This window comes from Marinobacter sp., from assembly GCF_014859525.1.
Lineage (GTDB): Bacteria > Pseudomonadota > Gammaproteobacteria > Pseudomonadales > Oleiphilaceae > Marinobacter.
This window is the reverse complement of the sequence record NZ_JACUUB010000016.1, coordinates 1-22,431: the sequence shown is the minus strand read 5'-3', so window position 1 is coordinate 22,431 and position 22,431 is coordinate 1. Positions and strand designations below refer to the sequence as shown.

Here is a 22,431-nt window from a genome sequence, read left to right as displayed (position 1 = left end):
ACCGTTTCCACCAGATTAATTGTCCGGAAAGGTCAACAACTGTTCAGCTGGCTGCGACATCAATTCCTTAAGCGCCGATGACTCAAACTGTCGACGAATACGGATAGCATAGAACTCTTCAAATACACCCGGTAAGACACCGTAATCAAAGAGGTTTCCGTTCTTCAATTCGTCCCTCACGACAACCGGAGGAAGCACCGCAAGGTGGCCGCTGTCTCTGGTCAGCAATCGCATCATCGCCATATCATCGACCTCCGCCAGAACAATGGGATGAATCTGATGGTAATCACACAGCTGGTCGAAAGCCTGGCGAATGTTGTTATCCGGGCCCGGCAATATCAGCGGGCTGCCTTGCAACATTTCTGCAAATCCGCCGGATTTCTCGATTCCCGGTGGCCCGATAATACTCACCGGCTGGCGGGCTATTCGCCGGCAGAGCCAGGGGTTTTCGTCGTCGCCCTGCACAGGCTGATTTGAAAGAATCAGGTCCAGCCGGTGTGCCGACAGCCTCCGCAACAGGTCTTCCAGGCTGCCACTTTGGAGTTTGAGTTCCAGGTCCTTTCGGCCCAGCAGCGGGCGCAGAAATCCCTCCTGAAAGTTTCGTGACAGGGTTGCCAGAGCCCCGACCTTCAATACCTCACGGTTGGTTTGTTGGCCGGTGCTGAACAGGGCCTGCAATTCTGCGCCCTGACGAAAAATGTCTTCGGCATAGGTGAACGCAACGCGGCCCGCCTCAGACAGCTTTAACCGCCGACCCTCCCTCACAAACAGATCGTGCCCGAGGTTTTGTTCCAGTTTGCGAATCTGCCCGGATAGCGCTGACTGTGAAATATGAAGCGACTCTGCTGCCCGCGTCAGGTGCCCGGTGCGTGCAACGGTCCAGAAATAGAACAGGTGATGGTAGTTCAAGCGCATGTGAGGGTGCCTGATAGCCTATATGTTATTTTTTAGTGAACGGTTTGATCTTTATAAACCATTTTATCTATGTGTGCATCATCGGCAGAGTAGCTCCGTAAACCAAGGAGCTCTTATGACCCTCATCACTTCTTTCTCGATGCTCGTGCTGGCCAGTTGGCTGGCTCTTCCGATCTCGCTCCTGGCGATTGCCGGATTTGCCAACTGGACATCCACGCCGAGCAAGCTCAATCACTGCTGGCGTATTGCTGAAACGATCTTAGTGGCACTGCTAATCACCTCGGTTGTTGTTGGGTTGGGATTGATAGCCAATGGGTTTGGGGTTAACACCGGTTTGCCTGAAATTGGCTCTGCACTTGGGCTCTATCCGGATGGGCTGGCCATGTGGATGGCCGCGATGGTGAGCTTTGTTGCCTGGATTATTCTACGGTACGCCAGAGATTACCTGCGGGGTGATGCGGCATCCCGGGGCTTCTTCCCTTGGTTTCTGGTCACCGTTGCCAGCGTGCTAATTCTGATATTCACCAACCATTTGCTGGTTCTCGCGGGTGCTTGGGTGAGCATCAGTCTGGCCCTGCACCACTTACTGACGCTCTATCCGGATCGTACTGAGGCCAGGTTGGCGGCGGTTCAGAAGTTTTTCACCAGTCGCCTTGGCGACCTTGCGGTCATTGCCGCCGTGATGCTCATCTGGCGGCATTACGGCAGCTTCCGGATACCGGAGATCTATGCCTTGTCGTCTCAGGCAGCCATGGCTTCGATGGAACTGACTCTGGCCTCTGTGTTTCTGGCGGTGGCAGCGGCGCTGAAGTGCGCACAAATTCCGTTTCACGGCTGGTTGATTCGAGTGATGGAAGCGCCAACGCCGGTGTCTGCATTACTGCACGCAGGCGTCATTAATCTGGGCGGGTTTCTCTGGCTGCGATTGTTCCCGGTCTTTGATGGCTACACAGCAGGGCATCTGTTGTTACTGGTGGTGGGTGGCACCACGGCCTTGGTGGCAGTGTTCACCATGATGACTCAAACCTCAGTCAAACATGCGCTTGTCTGGTCCACCAATGCTCAGATGGGTTTCATGCTGTTTGAAATTGCTCTGGGCGCCTACACCCTTGCACTTCTGCACTTACTGGCGCATTCGCTGTACAAAGCTCATTCGCTGCTGGCTTCCGGGCGAACCGTGAGCGTTTCAGCGATGCATTTTACCGGTCGGCCCAACTGGTCCAACGTGTTGCTGGCTTGCCTAGCGACGGCCATCTCCGGAACGATTTTATGGTTTGCTCCGGGCCTGGTTGAGAGCAAAAGTATTCTGGCTTGCCTGTTGGTGATGGCGGTCGCGGCGACGGTATTTGGAGTACCCGGCGAAAGTTCTGTGAGAGCCAAGTTAACGGTGTTTTTCATGGCGCTAACTCTGGTTCCACTGTACGGCTTGCTGAATCTGGTTCTAGGCTCGGCGGTCCTGGCCAATGGCAGTAACGGTCTACCGGTAATGGCTGAGGTATTCGGCTGGGGCCTGATCCTCTGCCTTGCGATAGTCTCGATCGTGACCCAGTTGTGGCCGGGTGCTGCCTGGATGCAGCGTTTACATCGCCCGGCAAGCCAGGGCTTCTATCTTGATCGTCCGTTTGAACAATTTACCCGCCGCTGGGCCAAACGCTGGCTGGCACCCAACACCCGGGGTCAGGTAACCGATTCCTATAGGTTAACGATCGGAGAGCGCTCATGACTGTTTCTGTATCTTCCCGGCTTGCTGAACCGAGTGCGATGGCTAAAAACCATGAAATTCTGACAACCCTTATCGCTACCTGCGAACGGATGGCGCCAACCTGGCCACTGGACCGGTGGGTTGCAGTCAATCCCTGGTGGGGGCACCGCCATCAGGCAATAGAAAAAGCCGATACCGAGCTGTGCACGCGCGCCAGCATCGGCTTGCTGATGCCTTCAGGTTTCTATCTGGATGCCTGGCAGGGCAGTCGGATTCGGGAGGGCGATTTGCTCGCTGCGGCGCGCGAGCGGCAATCATGTGCAAGCGTTGTTCAACTGGTTGAACGGCTGCGCACGTCTGAGCGCCCAAAAGCGGATAGAAGGTCTTCGCTGGCCTGTGGCGGCAATTTGGATTCTATTAACCGATTATTGGGTGACCTTTGCGCTCGTTATTTTGATAAGCGCCAGGGTAGGTGGCGGGCTGACACAGGTAATCAGAATATCTACCAGTATTGGTTGGGACAGCAATCATCGGGTGACGTTTTAACCGGTGCACATGCTACAGGCCGGTTAGCTCGTTTACCGACGGATTGGGAGCAGGCTGCTATATTTGTGGCTACTCAACTGGCTTGTGCCGGCGCCTCGTTTGAGGTGCTCGTTCATAAGTTGTTACTCCAACTACCGGGCTGGTCGTCCTGGTGTCGTGGTGAGGATTGGCGGGCCGGCCTTGAGGGGCGGGCGCTCCACCTCTGCCCACAGCTTGCTACGATTCTCATGATATATGAATGGCTTGCGGTCAATGAGCTGTCCGAGCAAGATCTCAGCGCCTGGCAGCTTTCGTCTGTCGGTGGTACCAACGATGCTGCTGGTGATACAAAACACATCCTCTGGATCTGGCACCGTGCCTATGAAGTGGCCTGGCAAAGGCAGTTTCTAGAGCGGTGGCAAAGCAAACCCAAGCTTGAGAAGCCAAGAACGGCCATACCTGAAGTTCAAGCCGCATTCTGCATCGATGTCCGCTCAGAGGTTTTACGCCGTCATTTTGAAAACGCTTATCCAAATGCCGAAACACTGGGTGTCGCCGGTTTCTTTGGTATGCCTGTGGTGCGCCAAACGCTCGGCCCATCGAATGATGAGGCGCACCTGCCAGGATTGCTGGCACCGGTCTACCGTTTTGGTGAAACCCAGGGTTCGCCCGCCGTTGACCTCTCTCTGAACAGGCGGCTCGACAGGCGCGAGCAAGTGCGTGAGTCTGTCCGGTCCGCTAAATATTCCAGCCTGTCGACATTCACGCTGGTAGAAACGACCGGCCTGGCCTGGGCCTGGAAGCTTGTCCGGGACAGCCTCCATCGAAACCAGCCAAAGCCGTCGCAGTCGCCTGAGGGCAGGTTGTTCCATTGCCATGGCGGTGATCCGTTGTCAGATCGGGAGCGCGTTGATCTGGCTGAATCGCTTCTCAGGGCAATGTCTCTCACTCGCCGGTTTGCCAGTGTGGTGTTACTGGTGGGCCACGGTGCCCACACCGACAACAACCCTAATCAGGCAGGTTTGGCTTGCGGTGCCTGTGGCGGCAAGAATGGCGGCATTAACGCCAGTATTGCGGCCGATCTGTTGAACGATCGGAGCGTCAGAGCGGGTTTGGCGGAGAGAGGCATTATTCTGCCGGAGAGCACGCTGGTCCTTGCCGCAGAGCATTGCACGGTGACGGACGACGTGCGGATTGTTGAGGGCAAGGGCATTCCGCAAAGTCACCAGCGCATCTATGCCAATCTGGTCAACCACCTCCGGTCAGCCGGTAGCGCTTGCCGACGGGAACGCGCCACGGCGCTGAGGCTTAATGGTCATTCCGATCAGCAATTGCATGCCGAAATGCAGCGTCGAACCCACAACTGGGCAGAAGTGCGGCCTGAATGGGGCCTTGCGAATAATGCGGCGATGATCATTGGCCCCAGGCACGCAACCCGAGAGCTCAACCTTGGCGGGCGTTGCTTTCTTCATGAATACAACCCCGATCTGGATACAGACGGATCAGTGTTGTCGGCCTTGATGTCGGCACCAATGGTGGTCGCCAACTGGATAAACCTGCAATATTTCGCATCGGTCAGCCAACCGGCAATTTACGGCGCCGGAAATAAACTGCTACATTCCGTGGTCGGAGGCAATCTGGGTGTGATTGAGGGCAATGGAAGCGATTTACGCATCGGCTTGCCTATACAATCCGTCCACGACGGCGAGCGCTGGCGCCATGAACCTATGCGATTGACGGTGCTGATAGATGCCCCGGCCGAGCGTATCGAGCGTGTGCTATCGGCGCACCCGGATGTCAGAGCCCTGGTTGATAACCAATGGCTCTGGCTCTGGCGGGTCGCCGGTAAGGGGGTTGAGCAATACTGTGCAGGTGATTGGCAAGCAATCTGAACTTCACACATTGCACGCGTTTGCTGTCTCCGGATACAGCCAGTCCACGGTCTTGGGCTGGCTGTTTTCGCCAGAAAACAAATGGCCAACATCTGGAACAGCAAACCAAAGTTCACCTCGACTGGGATTTTGCTGGGCAAACTCATTATGGCTCATGCCGATTTCCCAAATCTCTTCGCTTTGCCAGCCTTCAGGCGTTAACTCAATGCGCACTTCAGAGCCGATAAGGCTGACAGCGTCAATCCGCAATGGCAGGCGGGCAAAAGCGCTGGGTGCTCGGGCCAAATGTACTTCGTGGGGCCGCAGATAGAGCTGAGCCTTCTGCTCAGACCGATTGCCGGGAAGCGATATCCAGGCATCGCCTTGTACCAGTTTCTGGTTTTTGATGACACCTGAGAGCACATTAACGTGGCCCAAAAAGTCGAATACAAACCGGCTTTCGGGCTTGGCGTAAAGCTCTGTCGGCGTATTGACCTGTTCCACCTGGCCCTGGCTCATAACCACCACCTGATCCGACAGCTCCAGCGCCTCCTCCTGATCATGGGTAACAAAGATACTGGTAAAATGGAACTCATCATGGAGCGCCCTAAGCCAGCGCCTGAGATCCTTGCGTACTTTGGCATCAAGCGCGCCAAACGGCTCATCCAGCAGCAGAATACGGGGTTGCGTAGCCAATGCCCGAGCCAGCGCAACCCGTTGCTTTTGGCCGCCAGACAGCTGTGCAGGGTAACGGTCTGCCAGTTGTGGCAGCTGGATCATCTCAAGCAATTTTTCAACACGCTGACGAATCTCGGCTTTGGAGGGTCGTTGCTTGCGGGGCAGGGACTCCAGGCCAAAGGCAATGTTTTCAGCCACGGTTAAATGCCGAAACAGCGCATAGTGCTGAAACACGAAACCGATATTTCGGTCCCGCACATGCAGATTACTGACGTCTTCACCGCCAAACAGGATGCGGCCAGTGTCAGAGGATTCCAAGCCGGCAATGATCCTCAACAGGGTCGTTTTACCGGATCCGGACGGCCCGAGCAGCGCGGTGAGTTTGCCTTCCGGAATGTCGAGCCCGACATTGCGAAGGGCGTGAAAACGGCCAAAGGTTTTGGAGATCTGGTCAATAGTGATGCTCATCTAAGACACCTCCTTTTCGGGCGTCGATACGATAGGTCGGGATTGGCGCCATTCAACAAAGGCTTTAACCACCAGGGTCAGCATGGCTATGGCTGCCAATAATGAGGCGCTGGCGAAGGCTCCGACGACGTTATAGTCTTGATAAAGCAGTTCAACATGTAACGGTAACGTGTTGGTTTGCCCACGAACATTGCCTGAAACCACAGACACAGCTCCAAACTCACCAACGGCACGAGCGTTGGTGAGCACTACGCCATAGATCAACGCCCATTTAATGTTGGGAAGCGTAATTTTACGAAAGATTCGCCAGCCTGAGGCACCCAAAACCACGCCCGCCTCCTCTTCCTCACTGCCTTGTTGCTGCATCAGCGGAATCAGTTCTCGCGCTACAAACGGGCAGGTTACAAACACGGTGACCAGAACAATACCGGGCCAGGCAAACATCAGCTGCATGTCGTGAGTGGCCAGCCAGCTCCCGAGCCAGCCATTGCGGCCGTACAGCAGCAGATACAATAAACCGGCGATCACCGGCGATACCGCGAACGGAATGTCGATCAGCGTGATCAGCAACTTGCGGCCAGGAAACCGGAACCGGGTAACCGACCAGGCCAAGGCGGTGCCGAACACGAGGTTTAACGGAACCGTCAGTGCCGCAACGAACAGGGTAAGACCGATCGCGTGCAGTGTGTACTGGTCTGTTACATTGCCCGCGAAGGTTGACCAGCCCGCGCTCAGAGCCTGAGCAAAGATCACTACAACAGGAATAACCAGCATCACCATAGCCAGCAACACAGCGATGCCTATCAATGAGCGTCGAACCCAGGGCTGATCGCCCACTCGACGGTGAGACGTTGTCATCTATCGTCCCTCCAGGCGTCGCAGGTAACGACCCTGCCAAAGATTGATCGCAAACAGCAGAATAAGTGACGCCAGTAGCACAACCGATGCAATGGCACTGGCGGCGGCGTAGTCGTATTCCTGTAACCGGATAAAGACCATCAGACTGGTTACTTCACTAACATAGGGGGTGTTGCCAGCGATAAAGATGATGGCACCAAACTCGCCCAGGCTGCGCGTAAACGAGAGCGCGATTCCAGTGACAAGAGCTGGCCAGAGCGCTGGAAAGATAACCTTGCGGAATACTCTGCCATCACTGGCCCCCAGGCTGACCGCTGCTTCTTCGTCTGCCGGTGACAGCTCCTCAAGGACTGGCTGAACTGTGCGAACCACAAAGGGAAGGCTGGTAAACGCCATGGCGACGACAATGCCCAGAGGCGTAAACGCAACTTCAACACCGAGTTTGGCCAACCATTGACCATACCAACCGTTCTGGGCGAACAACGTCGCCAGGGTTATGCCGGCAACGGCGGTCGGGAGCGCAAATGGAAGGTCGACAAAGGCATCCAGAATGCGCTTGCCCGGAAAGTCATAACGCACAAGAATCCAGGCAAGCAGAAGACCAAAACAACCATTGAAAAGCGACGCAGCAAGCGCTGTCCAGAGCGTGACTTTATAGGACTCGACCACGCGCGGATCGGTGATGGTGAACCAGAACTGATCCCAGGTCATGCCTGAGGTTTCTACCACCAACCCTGTTAAAGGCAACAGCAAAACCAGGCTGACAAAAAACAGCGAAATGCCGAGGCTTAAACCAAAGCCGGGCAATACTCGCTTACTGCGAACAGAAAAGCGCCGCCCTATGGCGACGCTGGTATTGGCAGATGCAGACATGGCAGCCTCTTAGCGACGCCGTTGCAGCTGGTCTAGCTTACCGCCGCTGGCAAAGTGCTCAGCCATAGCCTTCTCCCAGCCGCCCGCAATCTCGTCAATCGACTTGAGCTTGAGATCTTGGAAGCGGTCGCGGGTTTCTTGTTGGACCGTCTCGTTATGAACGCGGTAATTAAAACCTGCCAGCAACCGCTGCGACTCTTCTGCGTACAAATGGGTCAAGTATTCTTTTGCCAGCGCCTCGGTGTTGTTTTGTTTAATGTAATCGTCTATCCAGGTGACCGGAAATTCGGCAAGAAAGCTTACCTCAGGGGTAATGACCAGGTATTCACCATCGTCGTATCGATCGGCAATGTTCAGTACCTCAGACTCAAACGTCAGCAGTGCGTCACCAATGCCACGTTCGATAAATGTGGTGGTCGCGCCGCGACCACCGCTGTCGAACACGCGCACACGGCTGAGCAGGTCTGCTAGAAACTGATCAATTTTTGCCTGATCGTCACCGAACTCCTCCTGCGCATATCCAAGCGCAGCCAGATACGTGTAACGACCGTTACCAGAGGTTTTTGGATTGGGCATGACCAGGGTCACGTCTTCGCGAACCAGATCGTCCCAGTTCTGGATGTTCTTCGGATTGTCTTTTCTGACCAGGAACGCCATGGTTGAATAGTAAGGCGAGCTGTTGTTTGGCAAGCGATCTGCCCAGTCTTCGGGGATCAGGCCGCCACGGGCATGCAGAATGTCAATATCGGTAACCTGGTTAAAGGTGGCGACATCCGCCCGGAGACCCTGAATAATTGCCTGAGCCTGACGGGAGGAGCCGGCATGGGATTGGCGAACCTCTAGGGTTTCTCCGGTTTTTTCGTGCCAGTGCGCCTTAAACTCTTCGTTGTAGGCTGCAAAAAGCTCCCGGGCGATGTCGTAAGACGTATTGAGAAGCTCTCGGTCGGCGGCGAGCGCCGGTTGGGCGGAAAGCAGGGCAGTGCCCAGTACAAACCCTTTAAGCAGTTGTTTCATGTTGAGCTCCTCAGAACCAATAGAGTGAATCTGAGGAGTAATCTAACAAAAGTCTGTAAGAACTAAAAATATTAAAAACAAATATTTAAATGTCATTAAGAGATATAAAATGCCGGAGTATGATTAATATTTCAACAAGGCAGACCCCCAAGTGAACCCCCCACCAAACGCTTCAAGCAAGACCACCTGGCCGCGTTTGATTCGACCATCTCGCACGGCCTCATCCAGGGCTAACGGAATTGACGCGGCCGAGGTGTTACCGTGGCGATTTACAGTCATCACCACCTGGTCCATCGACATATTGAGCTTGCGGGCAGTCGCAGAGATGATTCGCAAATTGGCTTGATGAGGCACCAGCCAATCGATATCCGATTTCTGCATCTTATTGGCCTCAAGGGTTTCGTCTACAATGCGGCCCAGGGTGTTAACCGCCACCTTGAAAACCTCATTGCCTTTCATTTCAACAAAAGCCTTGCCAGCCTTAACTGCATCAAAGTCGTTGGCAATGCCGCACGGGACATGCAACAACTCTTCGTAACGACCGTCTGCGTGCAAGTGGGTAGACAAAATGCCCGTTTCTTCGTTGGCCTCAAGCACCACAGCACCGGCACCATCACCAAACAGTACGCAGGTGGTGCGATCATCCCAGTTGAGTATCCTTGAGAACACTTCGGCACCAATCACCAGAGCCTTTTTGCTGGTGCCGGTACGGATGAACTTTTCTGCTGTAGCCAAAGCATAAACAAAACCACTGCATACGGCCTGAATATCAAAAGCAGGACAACCCCGGATACCAAGACGTGCTTGCAGAATGCAGGCACAGCTCGGGAACACTTTATCGGGTGTGGTGGTGGCAAATATGATGAGATCGATATCCGTGTTGGCAATACCCGCCGCCTCGATGGCTCGCAGAGCGGCCTGTTCCGCCAGATCGACAGTGCTTTGGCCGGGGAGGGCAATGTGGCGTTGTTCAATGCCGGTGCGGTCGCGAATCCATTGGTCAGAGGTGTCTACCCGTTTCTCCAGGTCGCGATTGGTAACGATGTTGTCCGGCAGGTAAGAACCGGTTCCGGCGATACGTGCAAAGGTCATGCGCTGAGTCCAGGGTCATATACAATAAACATAGACCCATGCTAAACCTTTGCAACAGGATTGGTTATTAGCGGATTGTCATAGACTCCCCCGATCACTCCATGGCGGTCCGGGGGAGCCGCAGGTTGAGAATCAGCCCTCTTTGAGTGATTTCATATCAATCACGAAACGGTATTTAACGTCGCCTTTCTTCATGCGTTCGTATGCCTGGTTGATGTTCTGGATGTTGATCATCTCTACATCACAGGTGATTCCGTGCTGAGCGCAGAAATCCAACATCTCTTGCGTTTCTGGCATACCACCGATCAATGAGCCGGCAACCACCCGACGCTTGGTCACCAACAGACCCGCCTGCAAGGCCGGCTCTACCGGTGTCAGCAGTCCCACCAAAATGTGGGTGCCATCGTACTTAAGGCACTTCAGGTACGGGTTGAAGTCGTGGGCGACGGGAATGGTGTCGAGCAGAAAATCGAACGAATCTGCCGCTGCTTTCATCTGGGCCTTGTCGGTCGAAATAATGACGTGATCTGCCCCTTGTTTTTTCGCTTCCGCGACCTTGGCCTCAGAGCGCGTAAAAATGGTCACTTCTGCGCCCAGTGCCTTGGCCAGCTTGACGCCCATATGGCCCAGACCACCCATGCCAAGTACACCCACTTTGTGGCCTTTACCCACGTTGAAATGCTTGAGTGGCGAGTAGGTGGTAATGCCGGCGCACAACAGCGGGGCCGCACTGGCTGGGTCTAACTGCTCAGGCATTCGCACTACAAAGCGATCGCTGACGACGATTTTGTCGGAATAGCCGCCGTGGGTAACTGTGCCGTCGTGGCGGTCAAGGCTGCCATAGGTCATGGTTGAGCCTTCAATGCAATACTGCTCAAGACCGGTTTCACAAGCCGAGCAGCTGCGGCAGCTGTCAACCATGCAACCTACACCCACCAGATCACCCAGTTTATACTCGCTAACGTTCGAGCCCACGGCCGTAACACGACCAACAATTTCGTGGCCCGGAACGACTGGGTACCGGGAACCACCCCAGTCATTCTCTACGGTGTGCAGGTCGCTGTGGCAAACGCCGCAATAATCGATTTCAATGGCGACGTCATCCGTGCGCAATTCGCGCCGGTCAAAGGAGTAGGGTGCCATGCCAGAGGTTGGACTGGTGGCTGCGTATGCTCGGGTGTTGGCCATTAAAGACTCCTTGAGTGACTGATTTTGAGAGTTCGGTGGTTGTTACGTAAACAGTGGCATACGGACCATGCTCGAGACAAACGTTCAATCCCTCAAACGCAAATGACCAGATCGTCTCGGGCTTTATCTTCATCTTTAGCGCCTATGCAAAGCGCTATGCTGAAAACCACCTTGACTGGGCATCAATCCGAGCTTGTCGTTTCCGTGTCGCTCAGCAATTCAGGCTTTTTCAGCGCCCTTTGGAACAGATCTTTGTTTTCGGCAATTAACAGCGCACATTGCTCCGTGAATTCCTCAGGCATAGTCGGAATTTTTTTCTCCAGCCACAGCTGAATGTTTTCAGAGAGTTCGAGCATTTTATCCCGGGCATCGGCGTCAGCTTTGGTTGTGAAAAGCATCGAATCGGGGGTCTTGAGTGCCATTTCGAGTCCGTCGCGGTCTGAATAGAATAAAGATTGAACAGCCATTAAGTAGATTCCTCGCTGTTTATTGACGACTGTATGAATATACAGCCTCATCATAACCTACTCTGTTGCGGTTATCGAGACGTGCCTCAAATGTGATAGGTTCAATCCACACGCTTGTTGAGAACACGGCCAACATGGACACCGGTGGGAGCACCTTATGGACTTAATCGTCATCGGCACAGGTATCTTGGGAACGACAATTGAAAGCGCTTGAGCTAAAGGTTCCACCGGTTATCCTGACACTTGTCTTCGGGGCTGCCATGTGGGCCGTTTCCAGGGTGCTGCCTTCCGGGTACTTCACCTTTCCGGGCAGAATCCTTCTTTGCGTCGTTGTGTTGATTGCCGGGGCAGTCATCGCTTTACTGGGCGTTCTCGCGTTCAGACGCGCGGGCACGACGGTAGATCCGCGCACACCCGACCAGGCGACTAGTCTGGTGGTCAATGGCGTGTATCGCCACACCAGAAACCCCATGAGGGATATGGGTTGGAGGCTCCCCAGGGAATCGCGATGCAGTATTTCGCCTTCAAACAGGTAAGTGACCGTAGCGATACCAATATGCGGGTGAGGGCGCACATTGATACCGTCCCCCGCCGGAAAATGTGCAGGGCCCATGTGATCAAAGAAAATCCAGGGTCCGATCATCTTTTGCCCCACTACCGGAAGTACCCGCCGCACTGAAAAGCCGCCGAGGTCTCGTTCACGAGGCTGCAGGAGTTGAACCAGAGCGCCGCATTCTTTGGTGATCGGGCAGTCGAATTCGGTTTGTGATGAGAGATTGCTCATTTGGGCTCCAGTTCTGATGGAGAGGCAGGTTTAATGTACGAAGATTGGTTGCCGGTGTCGGCGCTGTCAAATAGACAACCCCGCGCCCAATTTCCCTTCGAGGAAGGAGGAGTGCGTTGAAGACCTGAATCGTCAGGCTTAGCTCAATCCATAAGTGCTCTGCAGGACGGACTAAAACGTAGAATAAAGCGTGACACCGGCGGCGAGCCAGACAGGAGATCCTTAGTGGCTTTTTATAATCGAAAGAAACTCGAGCTGGAAGTAGCTCTAGAACAACTTAAAGAGGCGGAAAGCCGGATTCGGGAACTGGAGTCGGACTTCCTGGCCCTCGAGCGAGCTGCGGCTGTTATCGTTATGTCTCAGGATGGCATTATTGAGCGCGTGAGCGATCTCTTTCTGGACTTGCTGGGCTATGAGCGCGACCAATTAATTGGCCAACATCATCGGTGCTTTTGCTGTAGTGATTATTCCAAAAGCGAAGATTACATCAAGTTCTGGCGGCAACTGGTAACCGGAAACGTGAACGCTGGAAGCTTTCCGGCTGTGCATGCCAGTGGCAACCACGTTTACGTGAATGCGCGTTATTCACCAGTTATGAGCGACAATGGTTTATCCAGGAAGGTGATCGGCTGTATCGCCAGTGTAGTGAATGATTGATCCGTCCATTAGCAATGGTGTCTATTATCAAAGTCCGCAAAAGGAGCCGCTATGCCACAACGACCGTCCCGCGACACAGCCCCGATGATCGCGACCCTCAACGATCTTGCGGCTTCGGCAGACTATTCGTTCATGGACACCCTCAACTGCGATCCCGAGGGAAAAGCGAATGGTGATGACCATGCGCCCCGGCAGGTGTTTTCGGGACACTATGTTCCGGTCAGCCCCACGCCCATTGAAAACCCGGAATACGTAGCGCACGGCAAGAGTCTGTTTTGCGAACTTGGCATTGCCGAGAATCTGGCGCAGTCGGATGACTTTGTGCGGATGTTCTCCGGCGATTTAACCGGTGTTCCGGAACCTCTGCGCAAAACCGGATGGGCATGTGGCTACGCTCTTTCTATTTACGGCAACGAATACACTCAGCAATGCCCGTTTCAGACCGGCAACGGCTACGGCGACGGTCGTGCCATTTCAGTGCTTGAGGCCGTCATCAACGGTCAGCGCTGGGAAATGCAGCTGAAAGGGGGAGGGCGCACACCTTATTGTCGTGGCGCAGACGGCAGGGCCGTTTTGCGGTCCAGTGTCCGTGAGTTCCTGGCTCAGGAGCATATGCATGCGCTGGGTGTGCCCACGTCACGATCCCTTAGCTTATATGTGTCGACAACAGAGAAAGTCAGGCGCCCGTGGTATTCAGAGGGCTCACGCTCTGTCGACCCGGACGTACTTGTATCCGATCCCGTCGCCATCTCCACCCGGGTCGCACCGTCGTTTATTCGGGTAGGGCAGCTTGAGCTCTTCGGGCGCCGGGCCCGCAAGCAGGAGCACCCGAAGGCAATGGAGGAACTCGAGAAGATTGTTTTGCACCTGATCGATCGTGAATACGAGGGCGTTATTGACCAGACACTACCCATCGGCGAAAAGATCGTGTTGCTTGCACGTGAGTTCCGCAGCCGCCTGACGTCATTGGTGGCGAACTGGATCCGTGTTGGCTACTGCCAGGGTAACTTCAACAGCGACAACTGTGCCGCCGGCGGATTCACCCTCGACTATGGTCCCTTTGGCTTTATAGACCTGTTTGACCCCCAGTACCAACCGTGGACGGGCGGTGGGCAGCATTTCTCGTTCCTCAACCAGCCTGCGGCGGCAGAACGCAATTTCCACTCGTTCTGTACGGCGTTGCGACCATTGGTGGTGGCACATCCGGAGTATTTGCAGCAGCTTGATGAAATCCAAAGCGATTTTCCGAGAGTGATGCAAACGCAAATGGAGCAGATGTGGGCGGCCAAACTAGGACTTAGCGCTTTCAACGAGGACTTATTCAGGGAGCTCGCAACCCTGATGGTGCAAACGTTCGTTGATTACACCATGTTCTTCCGTGAACTTTCTGCGGTGCCTGACGATGTCGAGCCACTCAAGAAAAGCTTCTACAGGGACCTGTCGAATGCTGCGGACCCCGAAGGACTGGAACAACGCTGGTCAGCGTGGCTCACACAATGGAAATCGCTCACTCGACCTGGCGACCGCGAGGCTCTTTGCAGCCAGATGAGACTTGTTAATCCGAAATACAGTTTACGGGAGTGGTTTGTTGTGCCTGCCTATCAGCAGGCGGCAGAAGGCAATTACGAGTTGCTGCGAGAACTGCAGGACGTTATGACGCAGCCGTACTCTGAGCAATCAAAAGACCTGGAGAACAAGTACTACCGGTTGAAGCCGCTGGAGCTTTTTGAGGTGGGCGGTTCGTCGCATTATAGTTGCTCGTCTTGAGAAAGACTCGGAAAGGCTGCTCGTGATCGACTCACAAAGAGAGTAGCTCGCCCTCAGGGTTATTTAAGTTCATTCATAACTGCGCATAATGTATATTATGTTAAACGGGATATAAGCAGCCTCTCACAAATGTCTGTAAAAAAACCATCACGCGGACGGCGCCCGCTGTGATGGCTATATAAGCTTCCATGCTAAGTCACGTCCCCGTTACCGAATTCAACCTAACTGGTTACCAACCGGAAGGCGCCGGATGCGTTTGCCGGTCGCTGCGTAGATAGCGTTGCAAAGCGCCGGCGCCACCGGTGGAAGTCCCGGCTCACCAACGCCACCCATGGGAGCATCTCCATCAGCGTTAACCAGGTGCACACGTATTTCCCTGGGTGCGTTGCGCATGCGCGGAATGCTGAAGCCGTCAAAGTTCTTTTCAACCGCTTCGCCATTCTGGAACGACACCTCGCTGTGCAGCGCAATGCCAATGCCCATAACACAGGCGCCTTCAAGCTGTGACCGCACTCGTTCCGGGTTTACTGCCTGGCCACAGTCGAAGGCGATATCAGCCCGATGAACCGTCACCTCGCCGTTTTCGTCCACTTCCACATCAAGCACAATGGCCGCATAGGAAACAAAGCTGTGGTGCATGGCGAGGCCCATTCCTCTGCCTTTTCTCTTGTCCTTGCCCCAACCCGCCTCTTTCGTGGCGCGTTCAACAACCGTTCGCATGCGGCCAATGTCAACCGGATAGGTGTTGGGATCTTCGCCATAGTTCCAGCCGTCCTTGAACTCCTCCGGATGGATCTTCCTCGGCTCACCTAACAGTTCCAGCAGGTAATCCCGGTGATCCCTGCCGGCAGCAGCAGCCATTTCTGCCGCAAAGCTCTGGATGGCGTAGGCATGAGGCAGATTGTAGACGGCCCGAAACCAGCCAATCCGGGTATGAGCCGAAGCCTCAGGATTTTCCAGGCGGATAGCGGGAATATCAAAAGGCATGGTATTAAATCCCATGCCTAACTCGAAGTCGCCCTTGTGTTTCGGGTCTTCCGCAAAGAGTGAACCGATGCTGGGCGACAGTGTGCGGTGCAGCCAACCGGTGGCCTTGCCGTCCTTGTCCAGAGAAGCTTCAAGCCGGTCAACGGACACCGCGTGAAAGTAGGCATGCTGGATATCATCTTCACGGGTCCATTGCACGCGCACCGGGCGGCCTTCAAACTCTTTCGCCAGTCGTGCCGCTTCAATCACGAAATCCGGCTTAGACTTGCGGCCAAAACCACCGCCGAGCAGGGTTTGATGAAGGGTAACATCCGTCAACTCAATGCCGAGCGTGGCAGCAATGCCCTGACGTGCAGCGTGGGGATGCTGGACCGGCGCCCAGGCTTCAGCCTTGCCATCCTTCAGCAGAACAATGGCGACCGGCGGTTCTATCGGCGCCTGTGCCATGTGTGGCATGTAATAGGTGGCCTGAATCCGCTTTGCGGCCTGCTCCAGCGCTGTATTAATGTCGCCATTGTCCCGAACGACCTTTCCCGCGTTTTCAGCTCTGGTTTCCAGCGTCTTGCGGTAATCTTCAGAATGGTAGTTGGCGTTATCACCGGCGGCAGCGCGGTCCCACTCGATAGAAAGTGCGGCGCGACCCCGGATGGCTGCCCAGGTATTGTCAGCCACCACAGCGACCCCGCCGAGGGGGTTGAAGCTCGCGGGCATGTCTGCGCCCTCGGTGCTGAATATCTTCACCACGCCGCGAACAGCTTTGGCCTGGGTGTCATCAAGGCTTTTCACTTTTGCACCCAGTACCGGCGGGCGGGCGATCACCGCATAGAGCATGTCGTCGAGCATGACATCGGCGCCGTAAACTGCCTTGCCGGTGACGATGTCCTCGCCATCTATGGCCGGAGGGCGGCCATCATTGTTCCTGAGATCGCCATTGACCGGGCCGCTTTCCCGGCCGATGTAACGGAGTTGAGCATCTTCTTTCAGGCTAAGGCTATCGGTGTCCGGCACCTCCAGGTTACGGGCGCTAGTGGCCAGTTCGCCAAAACCCAGGGTCCGGTTACTGCCTTTGTGGACAACTTCATGCACGCGGGTTTCCACGTCTTCAACAGGAACGCCCCATTGTTTGGCCGCAGCCTGCTCAAGCATTTTCCGGGCGCCTGCGGCAGCCCGGCGCATTGGTTGATACCAGTGACGCATGCTGCGGGAACCGTCGGTATTCTGATTGCCGTACTTGTCTTGGTCTGCCTCGGCCTGTTCGACGTTGACACGGTTCCAGTCGGCACCAAGCTCATCCGCTGCCACAAGGGCAAGGCTGGTTCGAATCCCCTGCCCCATTTCAGCTCGGTGATTGATAATGGTCACGGTACCGTCGTCATCAATGCGAATGAACACATGAGGGTTGTCTACCCAACCACCAGGCATGCCGGCTGCGCCATAGTCGCCCTGATCTGCCAGCGCCAGGTCCCAACGCGCCGCCAGTATAAACGCACTGCCAGCAGCAAGACCCTTCAAAAACCGTCGCCGACTGACATTGGCAAGCCGTACCGTGTTCTTTGGTGTGCTCATGCCTTCACCTCCTTGGCGAGAGCCGCCTGCTCAATGGCCGAAACGATGCGATTGTATGTGCCACACCGGCACAGGTTACCGTTCATGGCGTTGTGAATGTCCGTTGAGTTTGGCCTGTTGTTTGCTTTTAACAATGCGGTCGCACTCATAATCTGGCCACCCTGACAATAGCCGCACTGAGCCACACCCAGATTGAGCCAGGCCTGCTGTACCCGTTGACCAACCTCGTCCTCGGCCATGGCCTCAATAGTGGTCACTTTTTTGCCCTCGGCACTGGAAACCGGCGTTACGCACGATCGCGTTGCCTCGCCATCCAGATGCACCGTACAGGCGCCGCACTGGGCAATGCCGCACCCAAACTTGGTGCCCGTTAGCTTTACGATGTCTCTCAAAGCCCACAATAAAGGCATGTCGGCTGGGATATCCAGCTCATGCTTTTGGCCATTTATATCCAGATTTATCATTCGTCTCTCCCACCAATACGCCGTTGGGCTCAGGCTATCATTAGCCAACTACCTTCAGCATAGTCAATTTTGCCAACAACTGCAGCCCGTCTTGTGGCCGCGATGGCTGGGAACTGAATCTTGATGAACTGGATACTGAATGAAATGCCAGGAGGGGAATTGCTGGTTGAACAATCGCTGCAGGGCCTTGGTGCTCTCGGTGGTCAGGCACCAACTCCCCGCAGGTTCAGGCGATCTGAGTAACGATACTCAGAAGTTCATTTGCAGGCCGAGACCGAGGCCGTCGACCGTGACGTTGCTGTCGTCGTAGTAACGCATGTATTCCAGGTTGCCCGAGAGGTTCTGAGCAAACTGGAAGTTAACACCTGCGCCGTAGGAGAAATCAGAATCATCGTCTTTCACGGGCCCAAGAGTTGCCTCAACTCTGGTAAAGCCCAGAACGGCGTAAGGTGTAACCGGGCTTTGATTGACCATATTAAGTGTGGCGTAACCACCGAAAAAACTATTCAGTTCAACTTTGTTACCGGCAATTCGGTCGTCGTCTACACCAAAACCGGCGCGAGCTTCGATCCCAAGAAATTCGTTGGCCATCACACCAACTTTGCCTGACAGAGTTCCCACATCGGCACTGGCAATGCCGTCAAAGTCCACATCCATAAACGTATAGTTCAGGCCCGCGTAAAGCCCGCCCACACCAGATTTATACATATCCTGAGCTGCGACTGACCCTGCGAAGGCGATTCCAGCGGTTGCTACCGTTGCCAGTAAAACGTTCTTTTTGATTTTCATAACCGGTTCTCCTTGTTGCCTGTTAAGAGCCTCTTGATGCTCCTTTTAACAAGTTGCACCAGAATGACGCGGGTTACTAGAGCCAGGTTCCGAATTTACGTTGCTTTTACAGGGATTTAATTTGTCGTTAATGGCCCGGCAGGCCGCTGCTTTCCTTGCGGAACACGGGCGCCACGGGTATGCTGACGCCGTCTCTCTGTCAGCTGGCCTGGGCGTACCTTGAGAAACCTTTACCCTGTTATATTTATTGTTAGTGTCATGTTCATACTTCTGAGTGTTTTCATGACATTACCGGTTATTTTGCTTACGGTTTTCGGCGCTGGTGCACCGAATGCTATAGCGTTCGCGCAATCGGCAGCCGTCGTGTTTGCGTTGGGGGTATTGGGTGTGATATCGACTTACCGCCTGCCCCGGGATCTCAAACCCCGTTACATGTTTGTATTGACGGTTTCCAGCTGGTTAATCATCGCCCTGCTCTCTTCATTGCCTTTCTATCTCAGCCACAACAACATGTCGGCAGCTGACGCGTTCTTTGAAGGCACTTCCGGGATAACAACGACCGGTGCAACGGTGTTAAGCGGCCTTGACGATTTCGATCAGGATCTTCTGCTTTGGCGCTCCATTCTGCAGTGGTTGGGCGGGATCGGGATCATCGGCATGTTCGTTGCTGTATTGCCATTCCTCCGGGTTGGCGGAATGCGGTTGTTCGCCACCGAGTCATCGGAATGGACAGACAAGGCCTTGCCCAGGATGAAGACCCTCAGCCGTGGGCTGTTGTGGGTTTATGTGTTTTTTACCATTTTGGCCATTGTCACTTACTCGCTCTCCGGCATGACGATTTTTGATGCCTTCAACCATGGTTTAACTAGTATCGCCACTGGCGGCTTTTCAACGTCGGATCAGTCTATGGGCAAGTTCAGTGACCTGATCCTGCTTGAAGCCACCTTTTTCATGATGCTGGGCAGCTTGCCGTTTTTCTTGTTTGTGCGTGAAATGCATGGCCAACGGTTTGTACTCTTCAAAGATCAGCAGGTTCGGCTTTTTCTTGCGATTCTGCTGATTGTTCCTGCGTTTCTGACCCTCTATCGCTGGTGGGTATCGCCGGTTCCCTTTGACCCCGCACACAACTACATCTCCACGCTGTTCAATGTCACGTCGATCGTGACCACCTCCGGTTATGCATCGGAAGACTACTCGGCCTGGGGGCCTTTGGCGTTTGTGGTGTTTTTCTTTTTGATGTTTGTGGGTGGCTGTTCAGGCTCAACCGCCGGCGGCATGAAAATCTTCCGGTTTCAATTGTCGCTTATCGTATTGCGCGAACAGTTGATGCGATTGCTTCACCCGCGTGCGGTTTTTACCCGTAACTACAACGGCCGTCCGGTCAGTGATGAAATCATCTCATCGATGATTGCCTACACCTTTATCTTCCTGCTTTCGTTGCTTGTCATTACGGTCCTTTTGGCTTCGCTTCAGCTGGACTTTATCACCTCACTATCAGGTGCATTGACTGCGCTGACTAACGTCGGCCCCGGGCTCGGCGACATCATCGGGCCGGCTGGTAACTTCGCATCCTTGCCGGATGCGGCCAAATGGATTCTTTCTGTGGGCATGTTGATGGGGCGTCTGGAAATTTTGAGTGCGGTGATCGTGCTGTCGCCCGCATTCTGGCGCGGATGAGCTTACCGGTACCAAAGAATGTGGCCGTCTTCCAACGGTAAATTGAGCCGCTCATCACACACCACGATGCGGGGTGTGAAGTGTTCCGCAGGGCGAGCAACGGATACCGAACATTGGTACTGATAGCTGTCTTCGGCACCCGGTAGCGCGTGATCCAGTTGCATTGGCTTGACCACCCGGGGGCCGAATTCTGAGGCCTCTGCCACCAGCTCTACAGAAATCTGACCGTGACTGAGCCCGTCCAGGTAAACATCCAATACAAATTTCCGCTGCTCACCTTGCTCTTCGATACAAAGCTTCCCGAAGCGCAACATGGGCCAGTGGCGATCGATATGGTGCAACAACTCCACCAGTTCCTTGGCCTGGCCGGGGGTGCGCTGCACGCCATTGGCAATCATTGGCTGATAAAAATCTTCAACGTATTCGCGCACCATCCGGTTAGCCGAATAGCGTGCGGTGAGCTGGTTCATGCTAGCGCGCACTCGGTCCAGCCATTGTGACGGCAACCCTTGGTCGTTTAATTTGTAAAATTCCGGAATAACCTCTTGTTCGAGCAGCGTATAAAGCTCCAGGGCATCGGATTCGTCGTGCTGGTCGGTCTGACTGAGCTGGGCAAAACTGGCATGGGGACGGATCGCCCACCCTACGTTTTCATTCCAGGCTTCGGCCCACCAGCCATCAAACTGAGAGAGATTGATGCCGCCATTGACCAATACCTTCATGCCACTGGTTCCGCAGGCTTCCCATGGGTGCCTGGGGCAATTGAGCCATACATCTACACCCTGAATCAGCTGGCTGGCCACGGCCAGATCGTAATCTTCAATAAACACGACCTTGCCCTCAACCTCCGGCAATCGGGAAAATGTTTTCCAGCGTTTGATCAGGGCTTTTCCTTCCGGATCTTTCGGGTGCGCTTTACCGGAAAGCACGATCTGTATGGGCCGGTCCCTGCACGTCAGCAGCGCGATGAGGCGATCCGGGTCTTTTAATAAAAGATCCGGGCGTTTATAGCTGGTGAAACGCCGGGCAAAACCGAGAGTCAGCGTTTCCGGGTCTAACAGCAAACCGCAGGCAGCTTCAGCAGTGTTGCCAAAATTATGCTCACAGTGCTGGCTTTGGAGTCGTTTTCTCAGGTAACTGATCAACCGTTTACGCTGAGATCGCCGCATCTGCCAGAGCTCAGCATCGGTCGTGTTTTTAAGCGGACAAATGTCTGTCAGTGGCCTGCGCCAGCGATCCTGGCCGCAAGCCTTGGTCCAGAGTGCGTCTGATTCCGGAGAGTCCCAGCTTGGCGTGTGCACCCCGTTGGTCACGTAGTCGGCTGGGATATCAGCCGTAGGCCAGCGCCCGAACCAGGGTTGAAAAATGGTTTGAGTCACTCGCTGGTGGATCTGACTAACCCCATTGAACCGGGCACTCATACCCAGGGCGATGCCGGCCATGTTCAGGTAGTCGCCACCGCCGTTGGCAATGGCAAGCACAGTATCCAGTCTGTTGTCGTTTTCGCTGAGCCAGGGCGACAGGTAGAGCTCCGCGAGCTTTCTGGAAAAACGGTCGAAACCCGCTGCAACTGAAGTGTGAGTGGTAAACAGGTTGGTAGCTCTGGTGGCCATCCGGGCGGTGGCAAAATCCGTTTGATACCGCTGTTGCCAGAAATGAGTCCGCTCAATCAGTGCCAGTGCACTGTGGCCCTCATTGATGTGACAAACCGACGGGTTTCGCTGCAACAACTCCAGCAGGCGCCAGCCGCCAATACCCAGCACCATTTCTTGCTGCAAACGCTTTTCCGGGTCGCCACTGTAGAGCTCGCTGGTTATACCCCGATCGCCGGGCTCGTTGCGGGGATCGTTGCTGTCCAATAGCAGCAACTCACATCGGCCTACCTGGCCCTTCCAGGCCCGCAGGCGCACTTCCCGGCCAGGGAACGGCACGGTCACTCTGGCCCATTCGCCATTGCGGTCCCGCAAAGGCGAGACCGGTAACATGGTGGGATCGTTATACGGGTGGAATTCGATCTGTTCGCCATCGGCGTTCGCGGAATGAGCCCGGCCAATTCGACTGGCAGGGCTCGTATTGTGTAGGCGGCAAG

At 54.7% G+C, this 22,431-nt stretch carries 18 protein-coding genes; 5 read left to right on the top strand and 13 right to left on the bottom strand.

Annotation, left to right across the window (positions count from 1 at the left end; translation table 11 throughout):
* Nucleotides 1-15 precede the first annotated feature (15 nt).
* Nucleotides 16-915 (bottom strand): LysR family transcriptional regulator, encoded by a 900-nt coding sequence (locus tag IBX51_RS05875; protein WP_291829660.1) that lies wholly within the window; start codon nt 913-915, stop codon nt 16-18.
* 115 nt (nt 916-1,030) lie between these two features.
* Here IBX51_RS05875 and IBX51_RS05870 point away from each other — a divergent pair, with 115 nt between their 5' ends.
* Both IBX51_RS05870 and IBX51_RS05865 read left to right on the top strand, forming a co-directional pair.
* The gene (locus tag IBX51_RS05870; RefSeq protein WP_291829657.1) at nt 1,031-2,638 is read left to right on the top strand and encodes an NADH-quinone oxidoreductase subunit L; all 1,608 of its coding nucleotides are present in this window, start codon (nt 1,031-1,033) and stop codon (nt 2,636-2,638) included.
* Nucleotides 2,635-5,034, top strand: a complete 2,400-nt coding sequence (locus tag IBX51_RS05865) for a YbcC family protein (RefSeq protein ID WP_291829655.1) — start codon at nt 2,635-2,637, stop codon at nt 5,032-5,034. The genes IBX51_RS05870 and IBX51_RS05865 overlap by 4 nt, the downstream gene beginning before the upstream one ends.
* 3 nt (nt 5,035-5,037) lie before the next feature.
* Here IBX51_RS05865 and IBX51_RS05860 read toward each other — a convergent pair whose 3' ends face one another.
* The 8 genes from IBX51_RS05860 to IBX51_RS15060 form a co-directional block, all read right to left on the bottom strand.
* Nucleotides 5,038-6,159, bottom strand: coding sequence for a sulfate ABC transporter ATP-binding protein (locus tag IBX51_RS05860; protein WP_291829653.1), 1,122 nt, complete (start codon nt 6,157-6,159; stop codon nt 5,038-5,040).
* Nucleotides 6,160-7,017: a sulfate ABC transporter permease subunit CysW gene (gene cysW, locus IBX51_RS05855; protein ID WP_291829650.1), complete on the bottom strand. Its 858-nt coding sequence runs from the start codon at nt 7,015-7,017 to the stop codon at nt 6,160-6,162. It lies immediately after the preceding gene.
* Nucleotides 7,018-7,890, bottom strand: a complete 873-nt coding sequence (gene cysT / locus IBX51_RS05850; protein WP_291829648.1) for a sulfate/thiosulfate ABC transporter permease CysT — start codon at nt 7,888-7,890, stop codon at nt 7,018-7,020.
* Nucleotides 7,891-7,899: 9 nt separating this feature from the next.
* Nucleotides 7,900-8,904, bottom strand: coding sequence for a thiosulfate ABC transporter substrate-binding protein CysP (gene cysP, locus IBX51_RS05845; RefSeq protein WP_291829646.1), 1,005 nt, complete (start codon nt 8,902-8,904; stop codon nt 7,900-7,902).
* 123 nt (nt 8,905-9,027) lie between these two features.
* Nucleotides 9,028-9,996: a beta-ketoacyl-ACP synthase III gene (locus tag IBX51_RS05840; protein WP_291829644.1), complete on the bottom strand. Its 969-nt coding sequence runs from the start codon at nt 9,994-9,996 to the stop codon at nt 9,028-9,030.
* A gap of 132 nt (nt 9,997-10,128) precedes the next feature.
* Entirely contained in the window at nt 10,129-11,184 is a 1,056-nt protein-coding gene (locus tag IBX51_RS05835) for an NAD(P)-dependent alcohol dehydrogenase (protein ID WP_291829642.1), read from the bottom strand.
* A gap of 182 nt (nt 11,185-11,366) precedes the next feature.
* Nucleotides 11,367-11,651, bottom strand: a complete 285-nt coding sequence (locus IBX51_RS05830) for a YebG family protein (RefSeq protein WP_291829640.1) — start codon at nt 11,649-11,651, stop codon at nt 11,367-11,369.
* 163 nt (nt 11,652-11,814) lie between these two features.
* On the bottom strand, nt 11,815-12,435 hold the full coding sequence (locus IBX51_RS15060; protein ID WP_367166341.1) for a pirin family protein: 621 nt from the start codon (nt 12,433-12,435) through the stop codon (nt 11,815-11,817).
* Nucleotides 12,436-12,660: 225 nt separating this feature from the next.
* Between IBX51_RS15060 and IBX51_RS05815 the strand changes: the two genes are divergently transcribed.
* Entirely contained in the window at nt 12,661-13,092 is a 432-nt protein-coding gene (locus IBX51_RS05815; protein ID WP_291829638.1) for a PAS domain-containing protein, read from the top strand.
* Between the two features lie 51 nt (nt 13,093-13,143).
* Nucleotides 13,144-14,859: a protein adenylyltransferase SelO family protein gene (locus IBX51_RS05810; RefSeq protein ID WP_291829636.1), complete on the top strand. Its 1,716-nt coding sequence runs from the start codon at nt 13,144-13,146 to the stop codon at nt 14,857-14,859.
* A 216-nt stretch (nt 14,860-15,075) separates the two neighbouring features.
* Here IBX51_RS05810 and IBX51_RS05805 read toward each other — a convergent pair whose 3' ends face one another.
* From IBX51_RS05805 to IBX51_RS05795, 3 genes are all read right to left on the bottom strand, one after another.
* Nucleotides 15,076-17,412: a molybdopterin cofactor-binding domain-containing protein gene (locus IBX51_RS05805; protein WP_291829633.1), complete on the bottom strand. Its 2,337-nt coding sequence runs from the start codon at nt 17,410-17,412 to the stop codon at nt 15,076-15,078.
* Nucleotides 17,409-17,876 carry a (2Fe-2S)-binding protein gene (locus IBX51_RS05800; protein ID WP_291829631.1) on the bottom strand — a complete coding sequence of 156 codons (468 nt, stop codon included), beginning with the start codon at nt 17,874-17,876 and terminating at the stop codon, nt 17,409-17,411. Before IBX51_RS05800 ends, IBX51_RS05805 begins: the two co-directional genes overlap by 4 nt.
* Nucleotides 17,877-18,125: 249 nt before the next feature.
* Nucleotides 18,126-18,665 (bottom strand): porin family protein, encoded by a 540-nt coding sequence (locus IBX51_RS05795; RefSeq protein ID WP_291829629.1) that lies wholly within the window; start codon nt 18,663-18,665, stop codon nt 18,126-18,128.
* 258 nt (nt 18,666-18,923) lie between these two features.
* Between IBX51_RS05795 and IBX51_RS05790 the strand changes: the two genes are divergently transcribed.
* A complete protein-coding gene (locus IBX51_RS05790) occupies nt 18,924-20,342 on the top strand; it encodes a TrkH family potassium uptake protein (RefSeq protein ID WP_291829627.1) in 1,419 nt (472 codons plus the stop codon).
* A gap of 2 nt (nt 20,343-20,344) precedes the next feature.
* On the opposite strand, the gene glgP is transcribed toward IBX51_RS05790, so the two are convergent.
* A partial coding sequence (gene glgP / locus IBX51_RS05785; protein ID WP_291829625.1) for an alpha-glucan family phosphorylase occupies nt 20,345-22,431 on the bottom strand: 2,087 nt, incomplete at its 5' end.

What these genes read in the sequence shown, in the direction of transcription:
- IBX51_RS05875 (WP_291829660.1), bottom strand. Translation starts at nt 915, where the DNA reads ATGCGCTTGAACTACCATCACCTGTTCTATTTCTGGACCGTTGCACGC.
- IBX51_RS05870 (WP_291829657.1), top strand. Translation starts at nt 1,031, where the DNA reads ATGACCCTCATCACTTCTTTCTCGATGCTCGTGCTGGCCAGTTGGCTG.
- IBX51_RS05865 (WP_291829655.1), top strand. Translation starts at nt 2,635, where the DNA reads ATGACTGTTTCTGTATCTTCCCGGCTTGCTGAACCGAGTGCGATGGCT.
- IBX51_RS05860 (WP_291829653.1), bottom strand. Translation starts at nt 6,159, where the DNA reads ATGAGCATCACTATTGACCAGATCTCCAAAACCTTTGGCCGTTTTCAC.
- cysW (WP_291829650.1), bottom strand. Translation starts at nt 7,017, where the DNA reads ATGACAACGTCTCACCGTCGAGTGGGCGATCAGCCCTGGGTTCGACGC.
- cysT (WP_291829648.1), bottom strand. Translation starts at nt 7,890, where the DNA reads ATGTCTGCATCTGCCAATACCAGCGTCGCCATAGGGCGGCGCTTTTCT.
- cysP (WP_291829646.1), bottom strand. Translation starts at nt 8,904, where the DNA reads ATGAAACAACTGCTTAAAGGGTTTGTACTGGGCACTGCCCTGCTTTCC.
- IBX51_RS05840 (WP_291829644.1), bottom strand. Translation starts at nt 9,996, where the DNA reads ATGACCTTTGCACGTATCGCCGGAACCGGTTCTTACCTGCCGGACAAC.
- IBX51_RS05835 (WP_291829642.1), bottom strand. Translation starts at nt 11,184, where the DNA reads ATGGCCAACACCCGAGCATACGCAGCCACCAGTCCAACCTCTGGCATG.
- IBX51_RS05830 (WP_291829640.1), bottom strand. Translation starts at nt 11,651, where the DNA reads ATGGCTGTTCAATCTTTATTCTATTCAGACCGCGACGGACTCGAAATG.
- IBX51_RS15060 (WP_367166341.1), bottom strand. Translation starts at nt 12,435, where the DNA reads ATGAGCAATCTCTCATCACAAACCGAATTCGACTGCCCGATCACCAAA.
- IBX51_RS05810 (WP_291829636.1), top strand. Translation starts at nt 13,144, where the DNA reads ATGCCACAACGACCGTCCCGCGACACAGCCCCGATGATCGCGACCCTC.
- IBX51_RS05805 (WP_291829633.1), bottom strand. Translation starts at nt 17,412, where the DNA reads ATGAGCACACCAAAGAACACGGTACGGCTTGCCAATGTCAGTCGGCGA.
- IBX51_RS05800 (WP_291829631.1), bottom strand. Translation starts at nt 17,876, where the DNA reads ATGATAAATCTGGATATAAATGGCCAAAAGCATGAGCTGGATATCCCA.
- IBX51_RS05795 (WP_291829629.1), bottom strand. Translation starts at nt 18,665, where the DNA reads ATGAAAATCAAAAAGAACGTTTTACTGGCAACGGTAGCAACCGCTGGA.
- IBX51_RS05790 (WP_291829627.1), top strand. Translation starts at nt 18,924, where the DNA reads ATGTTCATACTTCTGAGTGTTTTCATGACATTACCGGTTATTTTGCTT.